Source organism: Ruegeria sp. BG7 (assembly GCF_056535685.1).
On record NZ_JBQFIU010000001.1, the window covers coordinates 2,483,503 to 2,502,145 of the forward strand.

Sequence of the window (18,643 nt, forward strand, 5' to 3'; positions counted from 1 at the left end):
CCAAATCAATGGCGGGGTTTTCGCCAATCGGAAACAAGCGTTCCGATGTGATGCCTCTTCAAATGTCGTTTTTGCCCGGCCAAGCGTCTTTTCTGCTTGCTGCAGCTGCAAAGCCCCCATAGCTCTGTCCGTGGGACACCCCTCCCCAACGAGGGGCGTGTATCTGGAAGGGTAATACAGATGACGATTGAACAACCGGCAACGCGGCCGGGAAATCCGCGTTTTTCCTCGGGCCCTTGTGCCAAACCCCCCACATTTGAGCTGTCCAAGCTGGCCGATGCTGCGCTGGGTCGTTCTCACCGCGCTGCTGTTGGCAAGGATAAGCTGAAAGCTGCCATCGAAGGCACGCGTGAGGTGCTGGGCATTCCTGCGGATTACAAGATCGGCATCGTTCCTGCCTCGGACACCGGCGCTGTTGAGATGGCGCTGTGGTCGCTGCTAGGTGAGCGCAAGGTCGAGATGCTGGCTTGGGAGAGCTTTGGTGCGGGCTGGGTGACGGATGTGGTTAAGCAGCTAAAGATCGATGCCGAGGTTAAAACCGCCGATTACGGGAATATCGTCGATCTTGATTCGGTCGATTTCGCCAATGACGTCGTGTTTACGTGGAACGGCACCACCTCTGGCGTGCGGGTTCCCAACGGCGACTGGATCGCAGATGACCGTCAGGGTCTGACAATCTGCGATGCCACCTCGGCGGCCTTTGCAATGGACCTGCCCTGGGACAAGCTGGATGTGACCACCTTTAGCTGGCAAAAGGTTCTGGGCGGCGAAGCAGCGCATGGGATGTTGATCCTGAGCCCTCGTGCCGTTGAACGGCTGGAAAGCTACACCCCAGCATGGCCGCTGCCCAAGATTTTCCGTCTGACCAAAGGCGGAAAGCTGATCGACGGTATCTTTACCGGTGCCACGATCAACACGCCTTCTATGTTGGCGGTCGAGGATTACCTGTTTGCGCTGGACTGGGCGCGCTCGGTCGGTGGCTTGCAGGGTTTGATTGCTCGTGCGGACGCAAATGCCAATGCGGTTCATGTGTTCTGTGCACAAAATGACTGGATTGCCAATCTGGCCGAAGACGCGGCGACGCGGTCGAACACATCCGTGTGCCTGAAGTTCACCGACGCGCGCATTCAGGACGGAGCCAGCTTCGCCAAGGCTGTGGCCAAACGGCTTGAGGTTGAGAATATCGCGCTGGACATCGGGGCCTATCGCGACGCGCCTGCGGGTCTGCGTATCTGGTGCGGCGGTACGGTTGAGACCTCGGATATCGAGGCGATGTTGCCTTGGTTGGCCTGGGCCTTCGAGGCCGAGATCGCAGCGCAAACCGAAGCTGCCTGACCTTTTTTGCCGGGCCGGTTCAGGCCCGGACCTTCCATACAATTCAAGGACCAGAGATATGGCCCCTAAAGTACTCGTATCTGACAAGCTCAGCGAAACCGCCGTGCAGATTTTCCGCGATCGCGGCATCGATGTGGATTTCATGCCCGATCTGGGCAAGGACAAAGACAAGCTGGCCGAGGTGATCGGTCAGTATGACGGTCTTGCCATTCGTTCCGCCACCAAGGTCACACCGACCATTCTGGAGAAAGCCGACAAGCTGAAGGTCATTGGCCGCGCTGGTATCGGCACGGACAATATCGACAAGGATGCGGCCTCAAAAAAAGGCGTGATTGTGATGAACACGCCGTTCGGCAACATGATCACGACCGCAGAACATGCGATTGCGATGATGTTTGCCGTGGCGCGGCAAATCCCTGAGGCCTCTACCTCGACCCATGCGGGCAAGTGGGAAAAATCCAAGTTCATGGGGATCGAGCTGACCAACAAGACGCTCGGCGTAATTGGTGCTGGCAACATTGGTGGTATCGTCTGCGAGCGCGCATTGGGCCTGAAGATGAAGGTCGTCGCCTATGACCCCTATCTGGGCGAAGAGAAAGCTGCGCAAATGGGCGTGGAAAAAGTCGAGCTGGACGAGTTGCTGTCGCGCGCCGACTTCATCACTTTGCACGTGCCGCTGACCGACCAGACCCGCAATATTCTGAGCCGCGAGAACCTTGCCAAAACCAAGAAAGGCGTGCGCATCATCAACTGTGCCCGTGGTGGATTGGTTGATGAAGACGCTTTGGCCGAAGCGCTGCAATCCGGTCACGTGGCCGGGGCGGCTTTTGACGTGTTCAGTGAGGAACCCGCCAAGGAAAACGCGCTGTTCAATCTGCCCAACGTGGTCTGCACGCCCCACCTTGGTGCGGCTACGACCGAAGCGCAGGAAAACGTGGCGTTGCAGGTGGCCGAGCAGATCTCGAACTACCTGCTGACCGGTGCTGTGGAAAATGCGTTGAACATGCCCAGCGTGACGGCGGAAGAGGCGAAAGTCATGGGCCCGTGGATCAAGCTGGCCGGTCATCTGGGCAGCTTCATCGGCCAGATGACGGATGAGCCGGTCAAGGCGATCAACATCCTCTACGATGGTGTGGCTGCTGAAATGAACCTTGCCGCGTTGAACTGCGCCGTAGTCGCGGGGATCATGAAGAAGTTCAATCCCGAGGTGAATATGGTTTCAGCCCCGGTTGTCGCCAAGGAACGCGGGATCAAAATCTCGACCACCAATCAGGACAAATCGGGCGCGTTTGAGGGCTACATCAAAGTCACCGTTGTAACCGATAAGCGCGAACGTTCGATCGGGGGCACCGTGTTCAGCGACGGCAAGCCGCGCTTTATCCAGATCAAGGGCATCAATATCGATGCCGAGATCGGCGCTCATATGCTGTACACGACCAACGAAGACGTTCCGGGTATCATTGGTGCGCTGGGTCAGACTATGGGTGAGAACAACGTTAACATCGCGAACTTTACCCTTGGTCGGTCCGAGGCAGGCGGTGAAGCCATTGCGCTGCTTTACGTGGACGAACCGGTTCCGGCCGAGGCACGCGCCAAGCTGGCGGAAACGGGCTTGTTCACGCAGATCAAACCATTGGTGTTTGATGTCGCCTGACGTGGCCTGTTGAGTTTGAGAAACAGTTCAGGACCCGGTTTTGAAAAGATCCGGGTCCTTTGTTCGCTGAAATCGTGTTCTGAGGCACAAGCGAGCTGAACCTTACCGGCGGAGGATGTCAATGACACAGCCTGTCTATGTAATCGGCGATTTGCACGGGCAGGTGGCCGAGCTAGAGCGCGCACTTTCTCTGATCCAACATGATGGTGGCCCGGATGCTCAGGTGGTGTTTTTAGGGGATTATGTGGATCGCGGCCCCGATAGTCGGGGCTTGATTGATCACCTGATCACCGGGCGTGATGCGGGTCGGAACTGGATCACCCTGCTGGGCAATCACGACCGTATGTTCGCCTGGTTCATGGAAGACATCCCGCGCCACGATCCGCATCTACTTGTGGGGTATCACTGGCTACATGACCGGTTGGGCGGAATCGAGACACTACGTAGTTACGGAGTGGAGTTTGAAGGTCAAATACGGTTGGAAGACTTGCACCGGATGGCAAAGGGGGCAGTGCCGAAATCGCACCTGACCTTCCTGCGCGATCTGGTGTTGATGCACCAAACGCCCGAACTTGCTTTTGTTCATGCGGGCATTCGCCCGGGCGTGCCGCTCAATGAACAACGGGCAAGTGATCTGGTCTGGATCAGGCAGGAATTTCACAACCATCGAGGTACGCATCCCAAGCTGATCGTGCATGGTCACACGCCAGTGGATCAGGCGAAGCATTATGGAAATCGCGTCAACCTGGATACAGGCGCGGGCTATGGGCGTCCGGTGGGTGTGGCCGTGTTTGAGGGGCAGACCTGTTGGGAACTGACTGAACAAGGACGCAGTCTTTTGATCCCTTAGTTCGCCGCACACGCGCAAGGTATTGGAGAATGAATATGTATGTCGCAACTTTGCTGACCAATCCTGCAGCGCCTTCGCTGGACAGTGCCCTGCCCGAGTCGTTGCGCAATGCGTGGGGTGGTGGGGATGTTATCTGGCTCAGCCCGGATGAGGCGGTAGAGTTTGAACTGAGCGACATGCCCGACAATCGCTGGGACGTCTGGGCGGACTTGCAGGGCATGGGTGTCGACCTGATCGTGCAACCTGCAGAAGGACGGCGCAAAAAGATGCTGCTGGCCGATATGGACAGCACGATGATCCAGCAAGAATGCATCGATGAACTGGCGGATGAAGCGGGTGTAGGTGAGCGGGTCAAGTACATCACTGCCCGCGCCATGAACGGAGAGCTGGATTTCGAAGGGGCGCTGATCGAACGGGTCGGTTTGCTCAAGGATCTAGATGAAAGCGTCATTGGAAAAGTTTTGGCCGAACGGATCACCCTCATGCCGGGTGGTAAGGCATTGCTGGCCACGATGCGGTCGAACGGTGCCTATGCTGCGTTGGTATCGGGCGGGTTCACAGCCTTTACGGCACGGGTGGCAGAGTTGCTGGAGTTTGATGAAAACCGGGCCAATACGCTGTTGGCTGAAGACGGGAAACTGACGGGCGATGTTGCGCGTCCGATTTTAGGGCGTCAGGCCAAGATCGAAGCACTTGAACAGATCTCAACCCGGCTTGGGCTGTCTGAGAAAGACGTGATGGCAGTGGGCGACGGGGCAAATGACCTTGGAATGCTGGGCCGGGCAGGAACCGGAGTTGCCCTTCATGCCAAGCCTTCGGTTGCCGCCCAATGCGACGTGCGCGTGAATCACGGTGACCTGACGGCGCTGCTTTATCTGCAAGGTTACAGCCGCGCTGACTTTGCAGACGAATAACCGAGGCTATCTTTTATTTAACATTTATGTTAAATAGGGGTCATGAGAACGCTTCTGACCGCCTTTTCAGCACTGTCTGACGCCACCCGATTCTCGATTGTTGAACAATTGATGGAACAGGGTGAACTGCCTGCCGGTGACCTGATCGAAGGGCGAGGTGTCTCGGGGGCTGCGATCTCGCGCCATTTAAAGGTCTTGCGTGAAGCTGGTTTGGTGCAGCAGCGCGTCCAGGGCACACAGCGGATGTATTCTGTCCGTCCCGAAGGGCTGCGGATGATCGCCGATTGGACCATATCCAAACGTCAATTCTGGGAAAGCAGCCTCGATCGTCTGAGTGACATTATCGAAAGGGAGAATTCATGGCCGACCTGAAACTGGAGCGGGACTTCCCCGTCAGCCCTGAAGATTTGTTTGCATGGATCAGCGACGGCAGCAGGTTGTTGCAGTGGTGGGGTCCCGAAGGAATGCACGTGCCCGAACACAATCTGGATTTTTCACGAACAGGCCCATGGTATTCGGTTATGGAAAACAGCGAGGGACAGCAATACAAGGTTTCAGGCCATGTGACCCATGTCGATCCACCCAAATCAGTGGGCTTCACATGGGGCTGGCATGATGATCAGGACCAGCGTGGCAACGAAAGCCACGTGACCTTGTCGGTTGCGGAGACAAGCACCGGATCACGACTGACACTGGACCACAAAGAACTGGCCGATGCCGAAGCGGCGGCCAACCACAATCAGGGTTGGACATCTTCGCTGCGTAAACTCGAAGCACTTTGCAAATAGGTTTTCATCAGGGAGGAGCGACATGCCCCAATTTTTGTTTGTCTATCATGGGGGTCACACCCCAACCGACCCCGTCGAGATTGAGGCGACCATGGCCGCCTGGGGTGCCTGGTTTCAGGACATGGGTGAGGCGCTGGAGATCCCCGGCAACCCGGTGGGACAATCCTATACCGTCAGCAGCAGCGGGGTCGTTGACAACGGCGGTGCGAACCCGGCCTCGGGCTTTACGGTGATCAAGGCCGACAGCATCGACGTAGCGACAGCGATGGCCAAGGGCTGTCCGATGGTCGTCAACGGTTCAGGCTCGGTCGAAGTGGCCGAGGTGCATGAGATCGAGATGTGAGGACCTTAGCCGGGGAAGCCCGGCGCAGGTTTGATCACACCGCATTCCAGCCCGCGACGGCTGTATTGTGTGGCGTTCATGAATTTGCGGGTGTCCGGGTGATCGGCCTCCAGCACACCAAGGCTGACTAGAATGGCAGCAATCGCGCATTCGCTGGCGCGGGTGGTGCCGTCGGTGATCTTCAGCGCAACGCCCATGCGTTTTTCCGGGATTATGGCCACAAAGACGGCCTCGGCCCCGGTCTTGATGGCGACGCGGCCGTTCATTGCGCGCATCAGTTCGGTGCAGGCGCGGGTCTCACCGGCCACCAGTTCGGGGTGCTTGACCATGGCCGCAACCAGTTGTGCCGCAGCATCGCTGGACCGGTCCGAGCGGTCTGCCGCGCTGGCAAACCACGCCATCGACCGTGCCAACCCCGCAAGTGAGGTCGCGAAATTCGGAGCAGAACACCCGTCGATGCCATAGCCGGGACTGGTTTCACCGGTTGTCTCTTCGACGGCTGACAGGCACGCCTGTTGTACAGGGTGGTCAATTTCCAGATATTCCGGTCCTGCGCCCATATGCTGACCCAGTGTCAGAAATCCGCAGTGTTTGCCCGAGCAATTGTTGTGGATCTGGCAAGGCGTATCATCAGCCAGAATCAGCCGGTCCCGCGCAGCGGTGTCCGCCGGTTCCTGTGGGCCGCAGCGCAGATCATGCTCGGTCAGCCCCAGGTGATCCAGCCATGCTGTTACCCGATCGGTGTGGATCGCGGCACCGTTATGTGAGGCGCAAGCGAGTGCAAGATGTTCGCTGTTCAACCCGTATTTCGCCGCTGCGCCCGATGTCACCAAAGGAAGCGCTTGGATCATCTTGGCCGAAGACCGTGGATAGACCACAGCCTTTGGATCGCCCCAGCTGCGCACGATCTCACCCGTGTCATCACAAATGACCGCGTGACCCAGATGCAGGCTTTCCAGCAAAGACCCACGCCACAGTTCTGTCATTGGTACGGGTTGCGTCATCTGGACCTCCGAAATTATGCGCAAAATTCTGCCAATCGCCCTTTCGCCTGTGGCGAAATCTGCGTTAGTGTGTGTATGTCGGCAATCATCGGAATGCGCAACGGAATAGACGGGCCAGAAGGGTTCGCAGCCATGTCCGATGGGTTTGAGGTATGGGTCGAGCTAGGAGGCTGGACAAATGGGATCAATGCTCGTTCGTGTGATTGCGGGCCTGTCTTTGGCAGGGACGGTCACGACAACTGCAATCGCTCAGCAGGCAAGCAGCACCAACCGTGTTGCCGTGAAGACGGATTGGAGCGTCTTTGTCGAAGAAGACCCAACAGAATGCTGGAGCGTTGCAACCCCGGATGAAACCGTCAATACGCGCGGCGGTCGCGTGGTGTCCGTGCGGCGTAGTGACATTTTGCTGTTCGTGGTGTTCCGCCCCGGTGAGGACGTAAATGGAACAGTGTCGTTTACGGGTGGGTATCCGTTTGCGGCGGGTTCGACCGTCAACGTCAAGATCGACGACGCCGAATTCGAATTCATAACCGATGGCGAATGGGCCTGGCCTTCGACACAAGGGCAGGAACCCAAAGTGATCGAAGCGATGAAGCGCGGGAACGAGGCTGTTCTAACGGCGCGCTCGGAACGCGGGACGCAGACGAAAGACACGTTCTCGTTGCTGGGCTTTACTGCGGCAATTGACGATGCGAAGCAACGCTGCACCAATTAAGTCAGCGTATTTCGGTGCAGGCCCCGTCGGTATGGCGGGGCTTTTCTTTTTTATGCTGTCCGGCGCGCCAGCATTACGCTACGTCCGCGCCCGCACTTGATCCGTATCAAAGTAAGCTCTCGCTCTTTTTGAACTAATTAGTTCAGAGGAAACGAAGGAGTTGCCCCGATGCTGAACAAATTTCTTGCTGCGCTCATGATGATCTCGGCCATGGTGCTAAGCGCTTGTGAAAACACAGGTGAGACATACCCGGTGACTGGCGAACAGTGCGGTCCGGAAGACCCGGTTAAGACTCTGGATGCCGAAGATTGCTACATTCCGCCGGCAGGTGTCTGATCGGGCTTTGATCTGCACGGATTGAAACAAGCCGAAGGCCGCAGTGACACCGTTACTGCGGCTTTTCTGTGCAGGTCCGCCAATTGTCACGAATCCTTTTGATCTTTGCGCAGGTTCCTATATAGAGGCGCATCCCAAGCCAGAATCCTTCGAGATACGCCTCAGAGAGCCCAAAATGTCGCCCAAAGCGCCGATCACTCAAGATGTCCTGACCCTCCCTCGCAAGCTGCCTGAGGGCAAGATCAACCTTGTCGGGCTGACCCGCGACCAGTTGCGTGCCGTTCTGATCGAACATGGCACGCCGGAAAAGCAGGCAAAGATGCGCACCGGTCAGATCTGGCAGTGGATCTATCAATGGGGTGTGCGCGACTTTGCCGAGATGACCAATCTGGCCAAAGCCTACCGCGCGCAACTGGCCGAGCATTTCGTGATCGAAATCCCCGAAGTTGTGACCCGCCAGGTGTCCGAGGACGGCACCCGCAAATATCTTTGCCGTATTGCTGGCGGGCATGAGGTTGAGGTCGTCTATATCCCCGAAGAAGATCGCGGCACGCTCTGTATCTCGTCTCAGGTCGGGTGCACGCTGACTTGTTCGTTCTGCCACACGGGCACGCAGAAACTGGTGCGCAATCTGACAGCGGCCGAGATCGTCGGTCAGGTCATGATGGCCCGCGATGACCTTGACGAATGGCCCACCCCCGGCGCGCCCAAGGATGAAACGCGCCTGCTGTCGAACATCGTTCTGATGGGTATGGGCGAGCCGCTTTACAATTTCGAAAACGTCCGCGACGCGATGAAAATCGCGATGGACCCAGAGGGGATTTCCCTGTCGCGCCGCCGTATCACGCTGTCGACGTCGGGCGTGGTGCCCGAGATCGCGCGCACGGCTGAGGAAATCGGCTGTTTGCTGGCGATCTCATTCCATGCCACCACGGATGAGACCCGCGACGTGCTGGTGCCGATCAACAAGCGTTGGAACATTGAAGAATTGCTGCAGGCGCTGGCCAGCTATCCCAATGCGTCGAACTCGGAACGGATTACCTTTGAATACGTGATGCTGGATGGCGTCAACGACAGTGATGAGGATGCACACCGCCTGATCGATCACATCAAGCGTCACAACATCCCGGCCAAGATCAACCTGATCCCGTTCAACGAATGGCCCGGCGCGCCGTATAAGCGCAGCTCGAATAATCGCATCCGGGCTTTTGCGAATATTATCTACCATGCGGGCTATGCATCGCCCATTCGCAAGACGCGTGGCGAGGATATCATGGCAGCCTGTGGGCAACTGAAATCGGCCACGGAACGCGCCCGCAAATCCCGCAAACAGATCGAGGCCGAAACAGGGTTGAGCCAATAAGGTTTTCCTTCTCGGGCCCGGATTGATCAGATCACGTAACAGGTGATTTCAACTGCGGTCTGCACGCCATAAGTGTGCCTGTAAACTTAATGTTTCAGGTGCTGAAACCACATGCATAATTTGCTATGTTTCCCATGCCCGCCACTGGCATGTGCTTTTTCAAATCGATGCACAAGTCGGTGAACTGACCGGGCCGAAGCTGGCAAGTTATTGCGGTGCCGCTAGACTTACGAATGCGCTGTCAAGCGGTGCACAGGCGAACTGATTTTCAGGTGGGCCACTATTATGAACCAAAGTTTTTCAAGGATTATCCGGAGCGGAACCGCTGTGCTTGTATTGGCAACAGGCTCTGGCTTGGCTTTTGCTGACAGTGAAAACGCTCATATCGCAATTGAAAACCCTGCTGAGCTGAGCAAGGAAGAGGCATTAAGGCATTACAAGTCGCTCAATCGTCGAATGGCGCGCGGCTATGCAGCGGCGCAACTGGACCTGATCCTGAACTACCAAAGCTGGCCGCTGTTCAACGATGCACCCTATATTTCAGCAACTCATGGCCAGCGGTTTGTGAACAGTTATGCCAACCGCATGGCTCATAACTATGCGACTTTGCTGGAAGGCGAGGAACTGCCAATGGGTTCGGTTCTGGCCAAAGATAGCATGACGGTGACGGATGAAGGCCACATTCACCCCGGCGCTATGTTCATAATGGAGAAACTGGCAAACGGGGCGAACCCGGATACAGCGGATTGGCGTTATATCATGGTTCTGCCAGACGGCTCGGTTTTTGGCGACACTTTGGGTGATCGCGCCGGTGAAGTGGCCTATTGCCATGTCTGCCACGAACAGGTGGCGGATCGCGACTATACGTTTTACGTGCCGGAGGAGTATCGCAAGAGCGAATGACCGGATCAGGCCGGTTCGCCCGGTAGCTTCAATTCCGTCGCCTCGCGGCGGCTGAGTTGTTCGCCTTGTTTGCGTTTTGACAGAACTTCTCGAGCCAGCGCATATTTCTCATCCTGCCAGAAGATCAGGCACCCGTTGCACCCCTTGCCACAGCAGCCTTCGGTGCCGATACGGTTGGTCTTGAACCGGCGTTCATTTCCATCCTCGCCGATCTTTTCAACCAGTTCGTCGCGACGACGGGCGTAAGCCGTCGGGTTGTCGCGGCCCGTGGCTTCCAGCCCTTGAACCAGTTTGTCGAAACGAATGCGGCTCCAGTGTTCATCGGTCAGGGCGCGTTCCTTGCGCAGAACCGAGTAAACCGGGAAGCGCGCGCGCAGATCGTCAATGTCTTCGTGATCGAACAGGGTGAAAGGCAGCCGGATGGCTGTCTTCGTGCTGCCATGCACCACATCCAGCCGCTTGCCGTCAGACGCGCGTTCGAAATCGTAGACCCGCAGCAGAACCGTATCGCGTGAGATAGGCGAGACAAAATCCAACACGTCGCCCGGTTCCAGCTTGTTCTTCACCTCGACCAGAAAGGCGTCTTCAGTCACTTCGGTGACGATCCCCGCATACTCCCACTGCGCGATCGAAGCGGTGTGTTCATAGTCATGCGCGAAGTTGGTCAGACGTCCTTCGTGGAAGGCGAGAGTGTAGCCTCGGTTTCCGACGGTTTCCAGTTCGCGCATATAGGGCTTCGGGTCCCAGTTCTCGGGGTCGGCGTTGTAGTCATCGATGGCCATCCGATACGCCCGTGCAACGATGGCGGCGTAATACTCCGACTTGCCGCGCCCTTCGACCTTGAGGCTGTCGACACCGATCTTCAGGTATTCATCCAGCTTCGGCATGATACACAGATCGCGCGAGTTCAGGATGTATGACCCCCGGTCATCCTCTTCGATGGGCATCAAGTCACCGGGGCGGCAACCTTCTTCCAGCAGGAATTCAAACAGGTCGGCGTTTTCATCGGTGATGCGCAGTTCCTGATGTGTGCCGTCCTTCAGGCGCAGCTTCAGGCCATAGTTCCAGCGGCAGGAATTGGCGCAATTGCCCTGGTTAGCCCCGCGTTCCGCCATGAAATTCGACAGCAGGCAACGACCGGAATAGGTCATGCACATGGCGCCGTGCACGAAAGCCTCAAGCTTGATGTCAGGGCACTTCTCGCGGATTTCTGCAAGTTCGGGGTACGAGACTTCGCGCGCCAGAACCACCAGTTCTGCGCCCTGGTCCTGCCAGAACTTCACCGACAGCCAGGAACAGATATTGGCCTGGGTCGAGATATGCAGCGGCAGTTCGGGTGCGCGTTCGCGGACATATTGGAACACACCCGGATCAGCAATGATCAGCCCGTCGGGCTGCACCTTGCGCACCGTGTCGATATATTCATCCAGTTTCGGGATGTCTTTGTTGTGCGAAAACAGGTTCAGCGTCAGATAGGCGCGTCGGCCATGGCTATGGCAGAACTCAATTCCTTCGATCACCTCGTCCAGCGAGAACTCGGATTTCGTGCGCAACGACATATCGGGTGTGCCCAGATACACCGCGTCTGCGCCGTAAAGGATGGCGAGCTTCAACTTGCGCAGATTGCCCGCAGGCATCAGCAATTCGGATCGGGACTGGGTCATTTGGCCACCTGGCAAAGGATCAAGGCGGCCTTCTACGCCATATAGGCCGAGTCCAAAACCCCGTTATCTGCGACGGAATCGCGCTGTGCCGATCACTTCAACCAGTTGCTGACGCACCGGTTCGGGTTGAGCCTCGACCGCGTTCAGAACCTCGCGCAGTTCGGCCCGCAGCCCGTGCATCTGATCAATCAGTGAGATCATCATCGACAGCGCATCCGCCTCCATGTCGTACTGTTCGTGCAACTCGCAGGCCAGTTCCAGACGGGCGACGTCGATACTGTGATAGATCAGCCCTTGGTCTGATTGTTCGGGGATCACAATCTCTGCCGCCAGATACTCGGTCAGTCGGTCCGAGGTCAGTCGGGCGACGGTTTCGATCAGTTCCTTCTCGGTCAAGGTCATGACGGCATTCCTTTCCGCGGGTCGTAGCTGTGCGTCTCGCGCCAGGTCTCCATGAACTGTTTCAGATCGTCATCGATTGTGTCGGGCATCGAGACGGTCAGTTCGATCAACTGATCCCCACGCTCGGACGAGCCGCGTTTTTTGACACCCTTGCCCCGCAATCGCAGGGTTTTACCACTGCTTGTGCCTGCCGGGACGCTGACATTCACGCCGCCATCAATCGTAGGGGCCGGTACTTTGCCACCCAGAATCGCCTCATCAATGGTGATGGGCAGCTTGATGTGAATGTCGTCGCCCTGACGATCAAACACCGGATGACTGGCCACCGAAACAGTTACCAGAGCATCGCCTGGAGGGCCTTCACCATATCCCGGTGCCCCTTTGCCCCGCAGGCGGATGGTTTGGCCATCGGTTATACCTGCGGGGATTTTGACTTCGATCCGGTCGCCGTCTGGCAAGGTCAGTTTCTGGCTGGCACCGAATACGGCATCCAGAAAGCTGATCTGCAGCGAATAGTTCAGGTTGTGCCCCGGCGCGTGAAACTCATGGCCGCGCTGGCCGCCAAACCCACCACGGCCCCTCATGAACTCGGCGAAGATGTCGGACATGTCGTCCGGGTCTGCCTGACGTCCGCGATAGGGGTTTCCAGCGGCTTCAGCATATTCACGGTAGTACTGTTGTTGCGGGCGTTCCTGACCCGAGGCGTCAATCTCACCATTGTCATACCGGGCACGGGTTTCCGGGTCTTTCAGCAAGTCATATGCAGCTGCAGCGGCTTTGAACTTTGCCTCAGCCTCTGCATCGCCGGGCTTCAGGTCCGGATGGCATTCCTTGGCAATGCGCCGATAGGCTTTCTTGATCTCGGCGGCGCTGGCGTCTTTGGCCACGCCAAGAACGGAATAGGGATCGTCGCTCATCTCACACTCATGGCTCAGGGACAGGTCTGATCTTGATGAATGTGTTCTACCATGCGATTTCAACGGGTCAAAAGGAAGAGGCGATTGAATTGCCTCGTAAAATCCTGCAGGTCTGTTAACATCTGCATGTTTCTAATTGTTGATTGACGGAGATCGTCACATGTCGCGTAGAATTAAATCGGCTTTGGCCTTGCTGGCAGGGAATGCCATTGGGTTGTTGCTTGCCTCGCTGATACTGTCAGGATTTGCGATCAAGCCGATCTCTTTCATCGTCGTTGTAATCGTCTTCACCGTCGTGCAGCTGATTGCCGAACCCCTGATCCTGAAGCTGGGTGAAAAGAAAGCGCCTGCGCTGAAGGGCGGGATTGCTTTGATCGTGACCTTTGTGGGCCTGTTGGTGACTGATCTGATAACCGCTGGGCTGACCGTAGGTGGAGTTGCGAACCTGTTGGGAGCAACGCTGTTGGTCTGGCTGGGGGCGCTGATCGCCAGCGTTGTGCTGCCGATCTACGTGTTCAAAGAACTGCGCGAAGCCAAGAAGTAATCATAGCGCGTTCAAGCTGGCCTCGATGGCTTGCCACAGTTCTTCTACAGGTTCGCATCCGACGGACAGGCGGATGAAGGCGGGATCGACATCGTCGCCCCATCGCGCGCGACGTTCGGCTGAACTGTGGACGCCCCCGAAAGAAGTGGCGGAGCGCAGAAGAGGGCAATCGTTAATGAAGGCTTCGGCTTTCTCTTCACTTTCCAGTGTCAGGGACAGCAGAAACCCAAAGCGTGCCGTCTGTGCCTGCGCCAGCTTGTGGGATGGATCGCCCGGCAGACCTGGATAGCGGACCTGTTTCACTGCGGGGTGTGCCGCCAATTGTTCCGCTAATACCTGTGCCGAGCTACACATGCGGTCGAAGCGTACATCCAGCGTTTCCAGCCCGCGATGCAGCAGCCACGCCTCATGCGGTCCGGGGATTGATCCGGACACTTTTCGCCATTCCTCGACCCGTTCCATGATATCGTTGTTGCGGCAGGCCACATGGCCCATCAGCATGTCGGAATGCCCGCCCATCGCCTTGGTATCTGACGAGACAACCACATCAATGCCCAGTTCCAGTGGGCGTTGACCCAGCGGGGTCATCGTCGTGTTGTCGGCAATTGTCACTCCCCCGGCGGCGCGCACCTGTTCGGCAACCACTGCCAGATCGATCATATCCAAACCGGGGTTCGAGGGGCTTTCTACAAAGACAACATCGAACCCACCAAAACCGCCGTTGGTAAAGGCGACAGTGGGTCGTTCCTCAACGGTCACGTCCAGACGTGAAAGGAAACGATTGGCCAGCAGGCGTGTCACGTAGTACCCGTCCGACGGGATCAGCAGGCGTGATCCGGCCTTGAGGGTCGCGAACAACGCTGCCGAGATCGCTGCCATCCCCGAAGGGAATGTCAGGCAGGGTGCGTCCTCCAGATGGGCCAGAACATGTTCCAGATGCTCCCAGGTTGGGTTGTCGACGCGGCCATAAGTCCGCAAACCTTCTGTCACGCCGGGCAGGTGGTACATGCTGCTTTGGGTCAGCGGCAGGGTTACCGGCTCACCGGCGTTCAACGCGTTGCCGCGCAGGTGCAGCATCTCTCCGGTTTTAGAAGCCATAGCTCAGCGCCCCGGAATTTCGTCGCGGGGCGGGGCGGGTTCCCAGTTCTCGATGATCTCGACCGCCTCTTGCGCAGTGTCGACAAAGCGGAACAGGTCGAGGTCTTCGTCCGAGATGGTGCCGGCATCGGCCAGCGCTTCCCAATTGATGACCTTTTCCCAGAATTCGCGGCCAAACAGCAGGAAGGGCACGCGGTCCATCCGCCCGGTCTGGATCAGGGTCAGGGATTCGAACAGTTCATCCATGGTGCCAAAACCGCCGGGGAAGATGGTGATGGCGCGGGCGCGCATCAGGAAATGCATCTTGCGAATGGCAAAGTAATGGAAGTTGAAGCTGAGGTCCGGCGTCACATAGAGGTTCGGCGCCTGTTCATGCGGCAGCACGATATTCAAGCCGATCGAACACCCACCCGCGTCCTGCGCGCCACGGTTTCCGGCCTCCATCACACCGGGACCACCGCCGGTGACGATGACGTTCTCACGGCATCCGGTTTCGTTTGACTTTTCGGTCATTAGCCGCGAGAACTCACGCGCCTCATCGTAATATTGTGACAACCCGGCCAAAGTCTCTGTTCGAGCGGTGTGTTTCTGCGACGGTTCCGGAATGCGCGCGCCGCCGAACATCACAATGGTCGAGGTGATGTCGCGCTCGGTCATGATCATCTCGGGCTTCAGCAATTCCAGTTGCAGACGCACCGGGCGCAATTCGTCCCGGCACAGGAATTCGTCATCGGCAAAGGCAAGGCGATAGGCAGGTGAACGCGTCTGCGGCGTGTCCGGAACCTCACTCGCGGTCGAGCGGTCGGTCTGCGCGTCGCGGAACGGGTTGTGGCGGTCTTCTCTCATAGGTGATCGATCCCTGCTTGCGTGTTTGACAAACAGCTATAGGGTTCGCGATCAGAGCGCCAGTCACGGAAAGACAAGAATGAATTGGAAAAGTGAAATTTCAAAAGCCCGCGACCGTATCGCCGGATATGCACAAGTGACCCCAGTGATGGAAAGCCGCATTCCGGGCTATCCGATCGAGCTGAAGCTGGAGCACATGCAGCACACTGGCAGTTTCAAGGCGCGGGGGGCGTTCAACACGCTGCTCAGCATGGAGATGTCACAAGCCGGTTTGGTTGCGGCGTCTGGTGGCAATCATGGTGCGGCGGCGGCGTATGCCGCGCAGGCGTTGGGCTATCCCGCCAAGATATTCGTGCCAGAACTGGCAGGCCCGTCGAAAATAGCGTTGATCCGGCAAACCGGCGCGGATTTGAGCGTTGTATCTGGTGAATATGCCAACGCGCTGACCGCGGCGCAGGAACATGAGGCGGCTACCGGTGCCATGCAAATCCACGCCTATGACGCACCGGCTACAGTGGCAGGGCAAGGGACTTGTTTTGCCGAATGGGATGCTCAGGGGTTGCAGGCCGATACGGTTCTGGTTGCTGTCGGTGGCGGCGGTCTGATTGCCGGTGCGCTGGCGTGGTTTGACGGCGCGCGCAAGGTTGTGGCGGTCGAACCTGAAACCTCTTGCGCCTTGAACGCTGCCTTACAGGCGGGTGAGCCGGTGGATGTCTCGGTCTCGGGAATTGCAGCCAATGCGTTGGGCGCGCGGCGGATCGGACAGATCTGTTTCGATCTGGCGCAGGGGATGAGCTCGGTTCTGGTGTCGGACGACGCGATTGCGGATGCGCAAAAGGCGCTTTGGCAAAGCCATCGTATTCTGGTGGAGCCTGCGGGTGCAACGGCGTTAGCGGCGTTGACGTCAGGAGTTTACCAACCCGAACCGGGCGAACGTGTTGCTGTGTTGGTATGTGGTGCGAATATTGCGCCAGATCCGCTTGCCGGGTGAATTATCGGCTTGTGAACGGGTAGGGTGAATTTTATCTATAATCCATGTCCGCTACGATTTCCGACACGATCTATCAAAGCCTGAGCCAGCAAATCATCACCGGAGAGCTTGAGGCCGGGGAAAAGCTGCGGCAGGACCATATTGCCCGCCAGTTTGACACCAGCCATGTCCCGGTGCGTGAAGCCTTGTTGCGGCTCGAAGCGCATGGGTTGGCCCGGCATGAGCCTCGCCGCGGGATGCGCGTCACTGCGCTGGACCCGGCAGAAGTGCGTGAGGTGATCGAAATGCGCGTGGCGCTGGAAACCCTGGCGTTGCAGCAATCGGTGCAGAACATGTCTCCGGTCGCATTGGACAAGATCGATCACGCACGCATCGCCTGTGATGAGGCGCAAACGATGCCGCAATGGGAAGCTTTGAACCGAGCCTTCCATCGCGCCATTTTGACGCCGTGCGGCTTGCCCCGGCTTTTACACGCCATCGACGATCTGCATATCGCAAGCGCCCGTCATCTGTTTGCGCATTGGCGGTCAAAATGGGTGCAACAGGTGGACAAGGATCATGCGGCACTTGTTCAGGCCCTCAAGCGCAAGGACCTAAGCACTGCAAAAGGTATCCTGACCCGCCATATCCGCCGCGCCAGCTGATTCCAGACCTTTCAGACGCAAAATGACCTGTGTTCGTCGCATTGCGCCATGGGTTCCACTTGCGTATAGGCCAAACCGACACGAACAGATTCTGTAGGGAGACGCCCCATGTCCAACGCGCAACTGGAAGCCGCCATCGAAACCGCCTGGGAGGCGCGCGACACAATCACGCCCGCCACCACCGGCGAACAGCGTGAAGCGATCGAGGATACGCTGAACGCGCTGGACAGCGGGTCGCTGCGCGTTGCGGAAAAGCTTGAGAATGGCGACTGGCATGTGAACCAGTGGGCCAAGAAAGCGGTTCTGTTGGGCTTCCGCATCAAGGATATGGAAATCCAGTCCGGTGGTCCGCAGGCTGGCGGCTGGTGGGACAAGGTGGACAGCAAGTTCGCCGGTTGGGACGCAAGCCAATGGCAAGCAGCCGGGTTCCGCGCCGTTCCGAACTGCGTTGTCCGCAAGTCTGCTTATATCGCGCCTGGCGCCGTTCTGATGCCGTCTTTTGTGAACCTGGGCGCTTATGTCGACGAAGGCACCATGGTTGATACATGGGCCACGGTCGGATCCTGCGCGCAGATTGGCAAAAACGTTCATCTGTCCGGTGGTGTCGGCATTGGCGGCGTGCTGGAACCGATGCAAGCTGGCCCGACCATCATCGAGGACAACTGCTTTATCGGCGCACGTTCGGAAGTGGTCGAAGGTTGCATCGTCCGCGAAGGTTCTGTTCTGGGAATGGGCGTGTTCATCGGTAAATCCACCAAGATCGTGGACCGTGAAACCGGAGAAGTCACCTATGGCGAAGTACCGCCCTATTCGGTGGTCGTTGCCGGTTCGATGCCTTCGAAGAATAACATCAGCCTGTACTGCGCCGTGATCGTGAAGCGAGTGGACGAAAAGACCCGCTCAAAAACAGGCATCAACGAGCTGCTGCGCGACTAAAACCGCCAAAACATCAATGAAGGGCTGTCGCTTTTGCAGCAGCCCTTTTTTTGTGATTCAGACTTTGATCGGATAGCGGTCCGGTTCTTCAAAAACGTCGATCACCCGAGTACCCGCCTTGATCTTACCGCCATGTTCGACCCCCGATGGGATCGAATAGCTGTCGCCCGGGCGGTATGTTTTGGTCTCTGCACCGATAGTCAGTTCAACTTCGCCTTCAATTACCGTTCCCCATTGGGCTTTGTGGGAATGTGCAGGCAGTTCGAAGTCCTTGAGAAACGTGAAAAACGCGACCAATCCTGCATCCGACCGTATCACGGCGGTTTGAACGACGTCTTCTGGGAACGGCACATCGAGGCTGGGAAATGCTGTGATGAAATCGGGATAGGTCATGAA

The 18,643-nt window shown here is 57.5% G+C and carries 22 protein-coding genes; 15 read left to right on the plus strand and 7 right to left on the minus strand.

Translation table 11 applies throughout. The features are described 5' to 3' along the window. Nucleotides 1-180: 180 nt before the first annotated feature. The 7 genes from ACR3EH_RS12315 to ACR3EH_RS12345 all read left to right on the plus strand — a co-directional run bounded on the left by ACR3EH_RS12315 (nucleotide 181) and on the right by ACR3EH_RS12345 (nucleotide 5,884). Entirely contained in the window at nucleotides 181-1,335 is a 1,155-nt protein-coding gene (locus tag ACR3EH_RS12315) for a phosphoserine transaminase (RefSeq protein WP_171648333.1), read from the plus strand. Between the two features lie 58 nt (nucleotides 1,336-1,393). Continuing rightward, entirely contained in the window at nucleotides 1,394-2,989 is a 1,596-nt protein-coding gene (gene serA, locus ACR3EH_RS12320) for a phosphoglycerate dehydrogenase (RefSeq protein WP_171095699.1), read from the plus strand. Between the two features lie 121 nt (nucleotides 2,990-3,110). Continuing rightward, entirely contained in the window at nucleotides 3,111-3,839 is a 729-nt protein-coding gene (locus ACR3EH_RS12325) for a metallophosphoesterase (protein ID WP_171648335.1), read from the plus strand. A gap of 35 nt (nucleotides 3,840-3,874) precedes the next feature. After that, the gene (gene serB / locus ACR3EH_RS12330) at nucleotides 3,875-4,753 is read left to right on the plus strand and encodes a phosphoserine phosphatase SerB (protein WP_171676600.1); all 879 of its coding nucleotides are present in this window, start codon (nucleotides 3,875-3,877) and stop codon (nucleotides 4,751-4,753) included. Between the two features lie 42 nt (nucleotides 4,754-4,795). Next, a complete protein-coding gene (locus tag ACR3EH_RS12335) occupies nucleotides 4,796-5,125 on the plus strand; it encodes an ArsR/SmtB family transcription factor (protein WP_171188532.1) in 330 nt (109 codons plus the stop codon). Next, nucleotides 5,113-5,541 (plus strand): SRPBCC family protein, encoded by a 429-nt coding sequence (locus ACR3EH_RS12340; protein ID WP_171188534.1) that lies wholly within the window; start codon nucleotides 5,113-5,115, stop codon nucleotides 5,539-5,541. The genes ACR3EH_RS12335 and ACR3EH_RS12340 overlap by 13 nt, the downstream gene beginning before the upstream one ends. Before the next feature lie 22 nt (nucleotides 5,542-5,563). Continuing rightward, a complete protein-coding gene (locus ACR3EH_RS12345; protein WP_171188536.1) occupies nucleotides 5,564-5,884 on the plus strand; it encodes a YciI family protein in 321 nt (106 codons plus the stop codon). Nucleotides 5,885-5,889: 5 nt separating this feature from the next. Here the strand turns inward: ACR3EH_RS12345 and ACR3EH_RS12350 are convergent, their stop codons facing one another. Next, nucleotides 5,890-6,888 (minus strand): asparaginase, encoded by a 999-nt coding sequence (locus tag ACR3EH_RS12350; RefSeq protein ID WP_171648337.1) that lies wholly within the window; start codon nucleotides 6,886-6,888, stop codon nucleotides 5,890-5,892. Nucleotides 6,889-7,066: 178 nt separating this feature from the next. Between ACR3EH_RS12350 and ACR3EH_RS12355 the strand changes: the two genes are divergently transcribed. From ACR3EH_RS12355 to ACR3EH_RS12370, 4 genes are all read left to right on the plus strand, one after another. After that, the gene (locus ACR3EH_RS12355; protein ID WP_171188541.1) at nucleotides 7,067-7,603 is read left to right on the plus strand and encodes an invasion associated locus B family protein; all 537 of its coding nucleotides are present in this window, start codon (nucleotides 7,067-7,069) and stop codon (nucleotides 7,601-7,603) included. A 168-nt stretch (nucleotides 7,604-7,771) separates the two neighbouring features. Continuing rightward, entirely contained in the window at nucleotides 7,772-7,939 is a 168-nt protein-coding gene (locus tag ACR3EH_RS12360) for a hypothetical protein (RefSeq protein ID WP_171180394.1), read from the plus strand. Nucleotides 7,940-8,114: 175 nt separating this feature from the next. Beyond that, nucleotides 8,115-9,302, plus strand: coding sequence for a dual-specificity RNA methyltransferase RlmN (rlmN, locus tag ACR3EH_RS12365; protein ID WP_171095715.1), 1,188 nt, complete (start codon nucleotides 8,115-8,117; stop codon nucleotides 9,300-9,302). Between the two features lie 327 nt (nucleotides 9,303-9,629). After that, nucleotides 9,630-10,205, plus strand: a complete 576-nt coding sequence (locus tag ACR3EH_RS12370; RefSeq protein WP_371732093.1) for a cytochrome P460 family protein — start codon at nucleotides 9,630-9,632, stop codon at nucleotides 10,203-10,205. Nucleotides 10,206-10,210: 5 nt separating this feature from the next. Here ACR3EH_RS12370 and ACR3EH_RS12375 read toward each other — a convergent pair whose 3' ends face one another. From ACR3EH_RS12375 to ACR3EH_RS12385, 3 genes are all read right to left on the minus strand, one after another. Further along, nucleotides 10,211-11,869: a U32 family peptidase gene (locus tag ACR3EH_RS12375; protein ID WP_171188546.1), complete on the minus strand. Its 1,659-nt coding sequence runs from the start codon at nucleotides 11,867-11,869 to the stop codon at nucleotides 10,211-10,213. 63 nt (nucleotides 11,870-11,932) lie between these two features. Next, nucleotides 11,933-12,271, minus strand: a complete 339-nt coding sequence (locus tag ACR3EH_RS12380; RefSeq protein ID WP_152459322.1) for a hypothetical protein — start codon at nucleotides 12,269-12,271, stop codon at nucleotides 11,933-11,935. After that, nucleotides 12,268-13,188 carry a DnaJ C-terminal domain-containing protein gene (locus ACR3EH_RS12385; protein WP_171188548.1) on the minus strand — a complete coding sequence of 307 codons (921 nt, stop codon included), beginning with the start codon at nucleotides 13,186-13,188 and terminating at the stop codon, nucleotides 12,268-12,270. Before ACR3EH_RS12385 ends, ACR3EH_RS12380 begins: the two co-directional genes overlap by 4 nt. Before the next feature lie 160 nt (nucleotides 13,189-13,348). Between ACR3EH_RS12385 and ACR3EH_RS12390 the strand changes: the two genes are divergently transcribed. Beyond that, entirely contained in the window at nucleotides 13,349-13,732 is a 384-nt protein-coding gene (locus tag ACR3EH_RS12390; protein ID WP_171095725.1) for a hypothetical protein, read from the plus strand. Here the strand turns inward: ACR3EH_RS12390 and ACR3EH_RS12395 are convergent, their stop codons facing one another. Both ACR3EH_RS12395 and ACR3EH_RS12400 read right to left on the minus strand, forming a co-directional pair. Further along, complete coding sequence (locus ACR3EH_RS12395; RefSeq protein WP_171188550.1) at nucleotides 13,733-14,830, minus strand: cystathionine gamma-lyase; 1,098 nt, start codon at nucleotides 14,828-14,830, stop codon at nucleotides 13,733-13,735. A gap of 3 nt (nucleotides 14,831-14,833) precedes the next feature. After that, nucleotides 14,834-15,676: an LOG family protein gene (locus ACR3EH_RS12400; protein WP_171188552.1), complete on the minus strand. Its 843-nt coding sequence runs from the start codon at nucleotides 15,674-15,676 to the stop codon at nucleotides 14,834-14,836. 79 nt (nucleotides 15,677-15,755) lie between these two features. Here ACR3EH_RS12400 and ACR3EH_RS12405 point away from each other — a divergent pair, with 79 nt between their 5' ends. The 3 genes from ACR3EH_RS12405 (at nucleotide 15,756) to dapD (ending at nucleotide 18,247) form a co-directional block, all read left to right on the plus strand. Continuing rightward, nucleotides 15,756-16,667 (plus strand): threonine/serine dehydratase, encoded by a 912-nt coding sequence (locus tag ACR3EH_RS12405; RefSeq protein ID WP_171676602.1) that lies wholly within the window; start codon nucleotides 15,756-15,758, stop codon nucleotides 16,665-16,667. Between the two features lie 44 nt (nucleotides 16,668-16,711). Beyond that, nucleotides 16,712-17,311, plus strand: a complete 600-nt coding sequence (locus ACR3EH_RS12410; RefSeq protein WP_171188556.1) for a GntR family transcriptional regulator — start codon at nucleotides 16,712-16,714, stop codon at nucleotides 17,309-17,311. 108 nt (nucleotides 17,312-17,419) lie between these two features. Next, the gene (gene dapD, locus ACR3EH_RS12415; RefSeq protein ID WP_171188558.1) at nucleotides 17,420-18,247 is read left to right on the plus strand and encodes a 2,3,4,5-tetrahydropyridine-2,6-dicarboxylate N-succinyltransferase; all 828 of its coding nucleotides are present in this window, start codon (nucleotides 17,420-17,422) and stop codon (nucleotides 18,245-18,247) included. Between the two features lie 57 nt (nucleotides 18,248-18,304). On the opposite strand, the gene ACR3EH_RS12420 is transcribed toward dapD, so the two are convergent. Then, entirely contained in the window at nucleotides 18,305-18,640 is a 336-nt protein-coding gene (locus tag ACR3EH_RS12420; RefSeq protein ID WP_171648341.1) for a cupin domain-containing protein, read from the minus strand. Nucleotides 18,641-18,643: the final 3 nt, after the last annotated feature.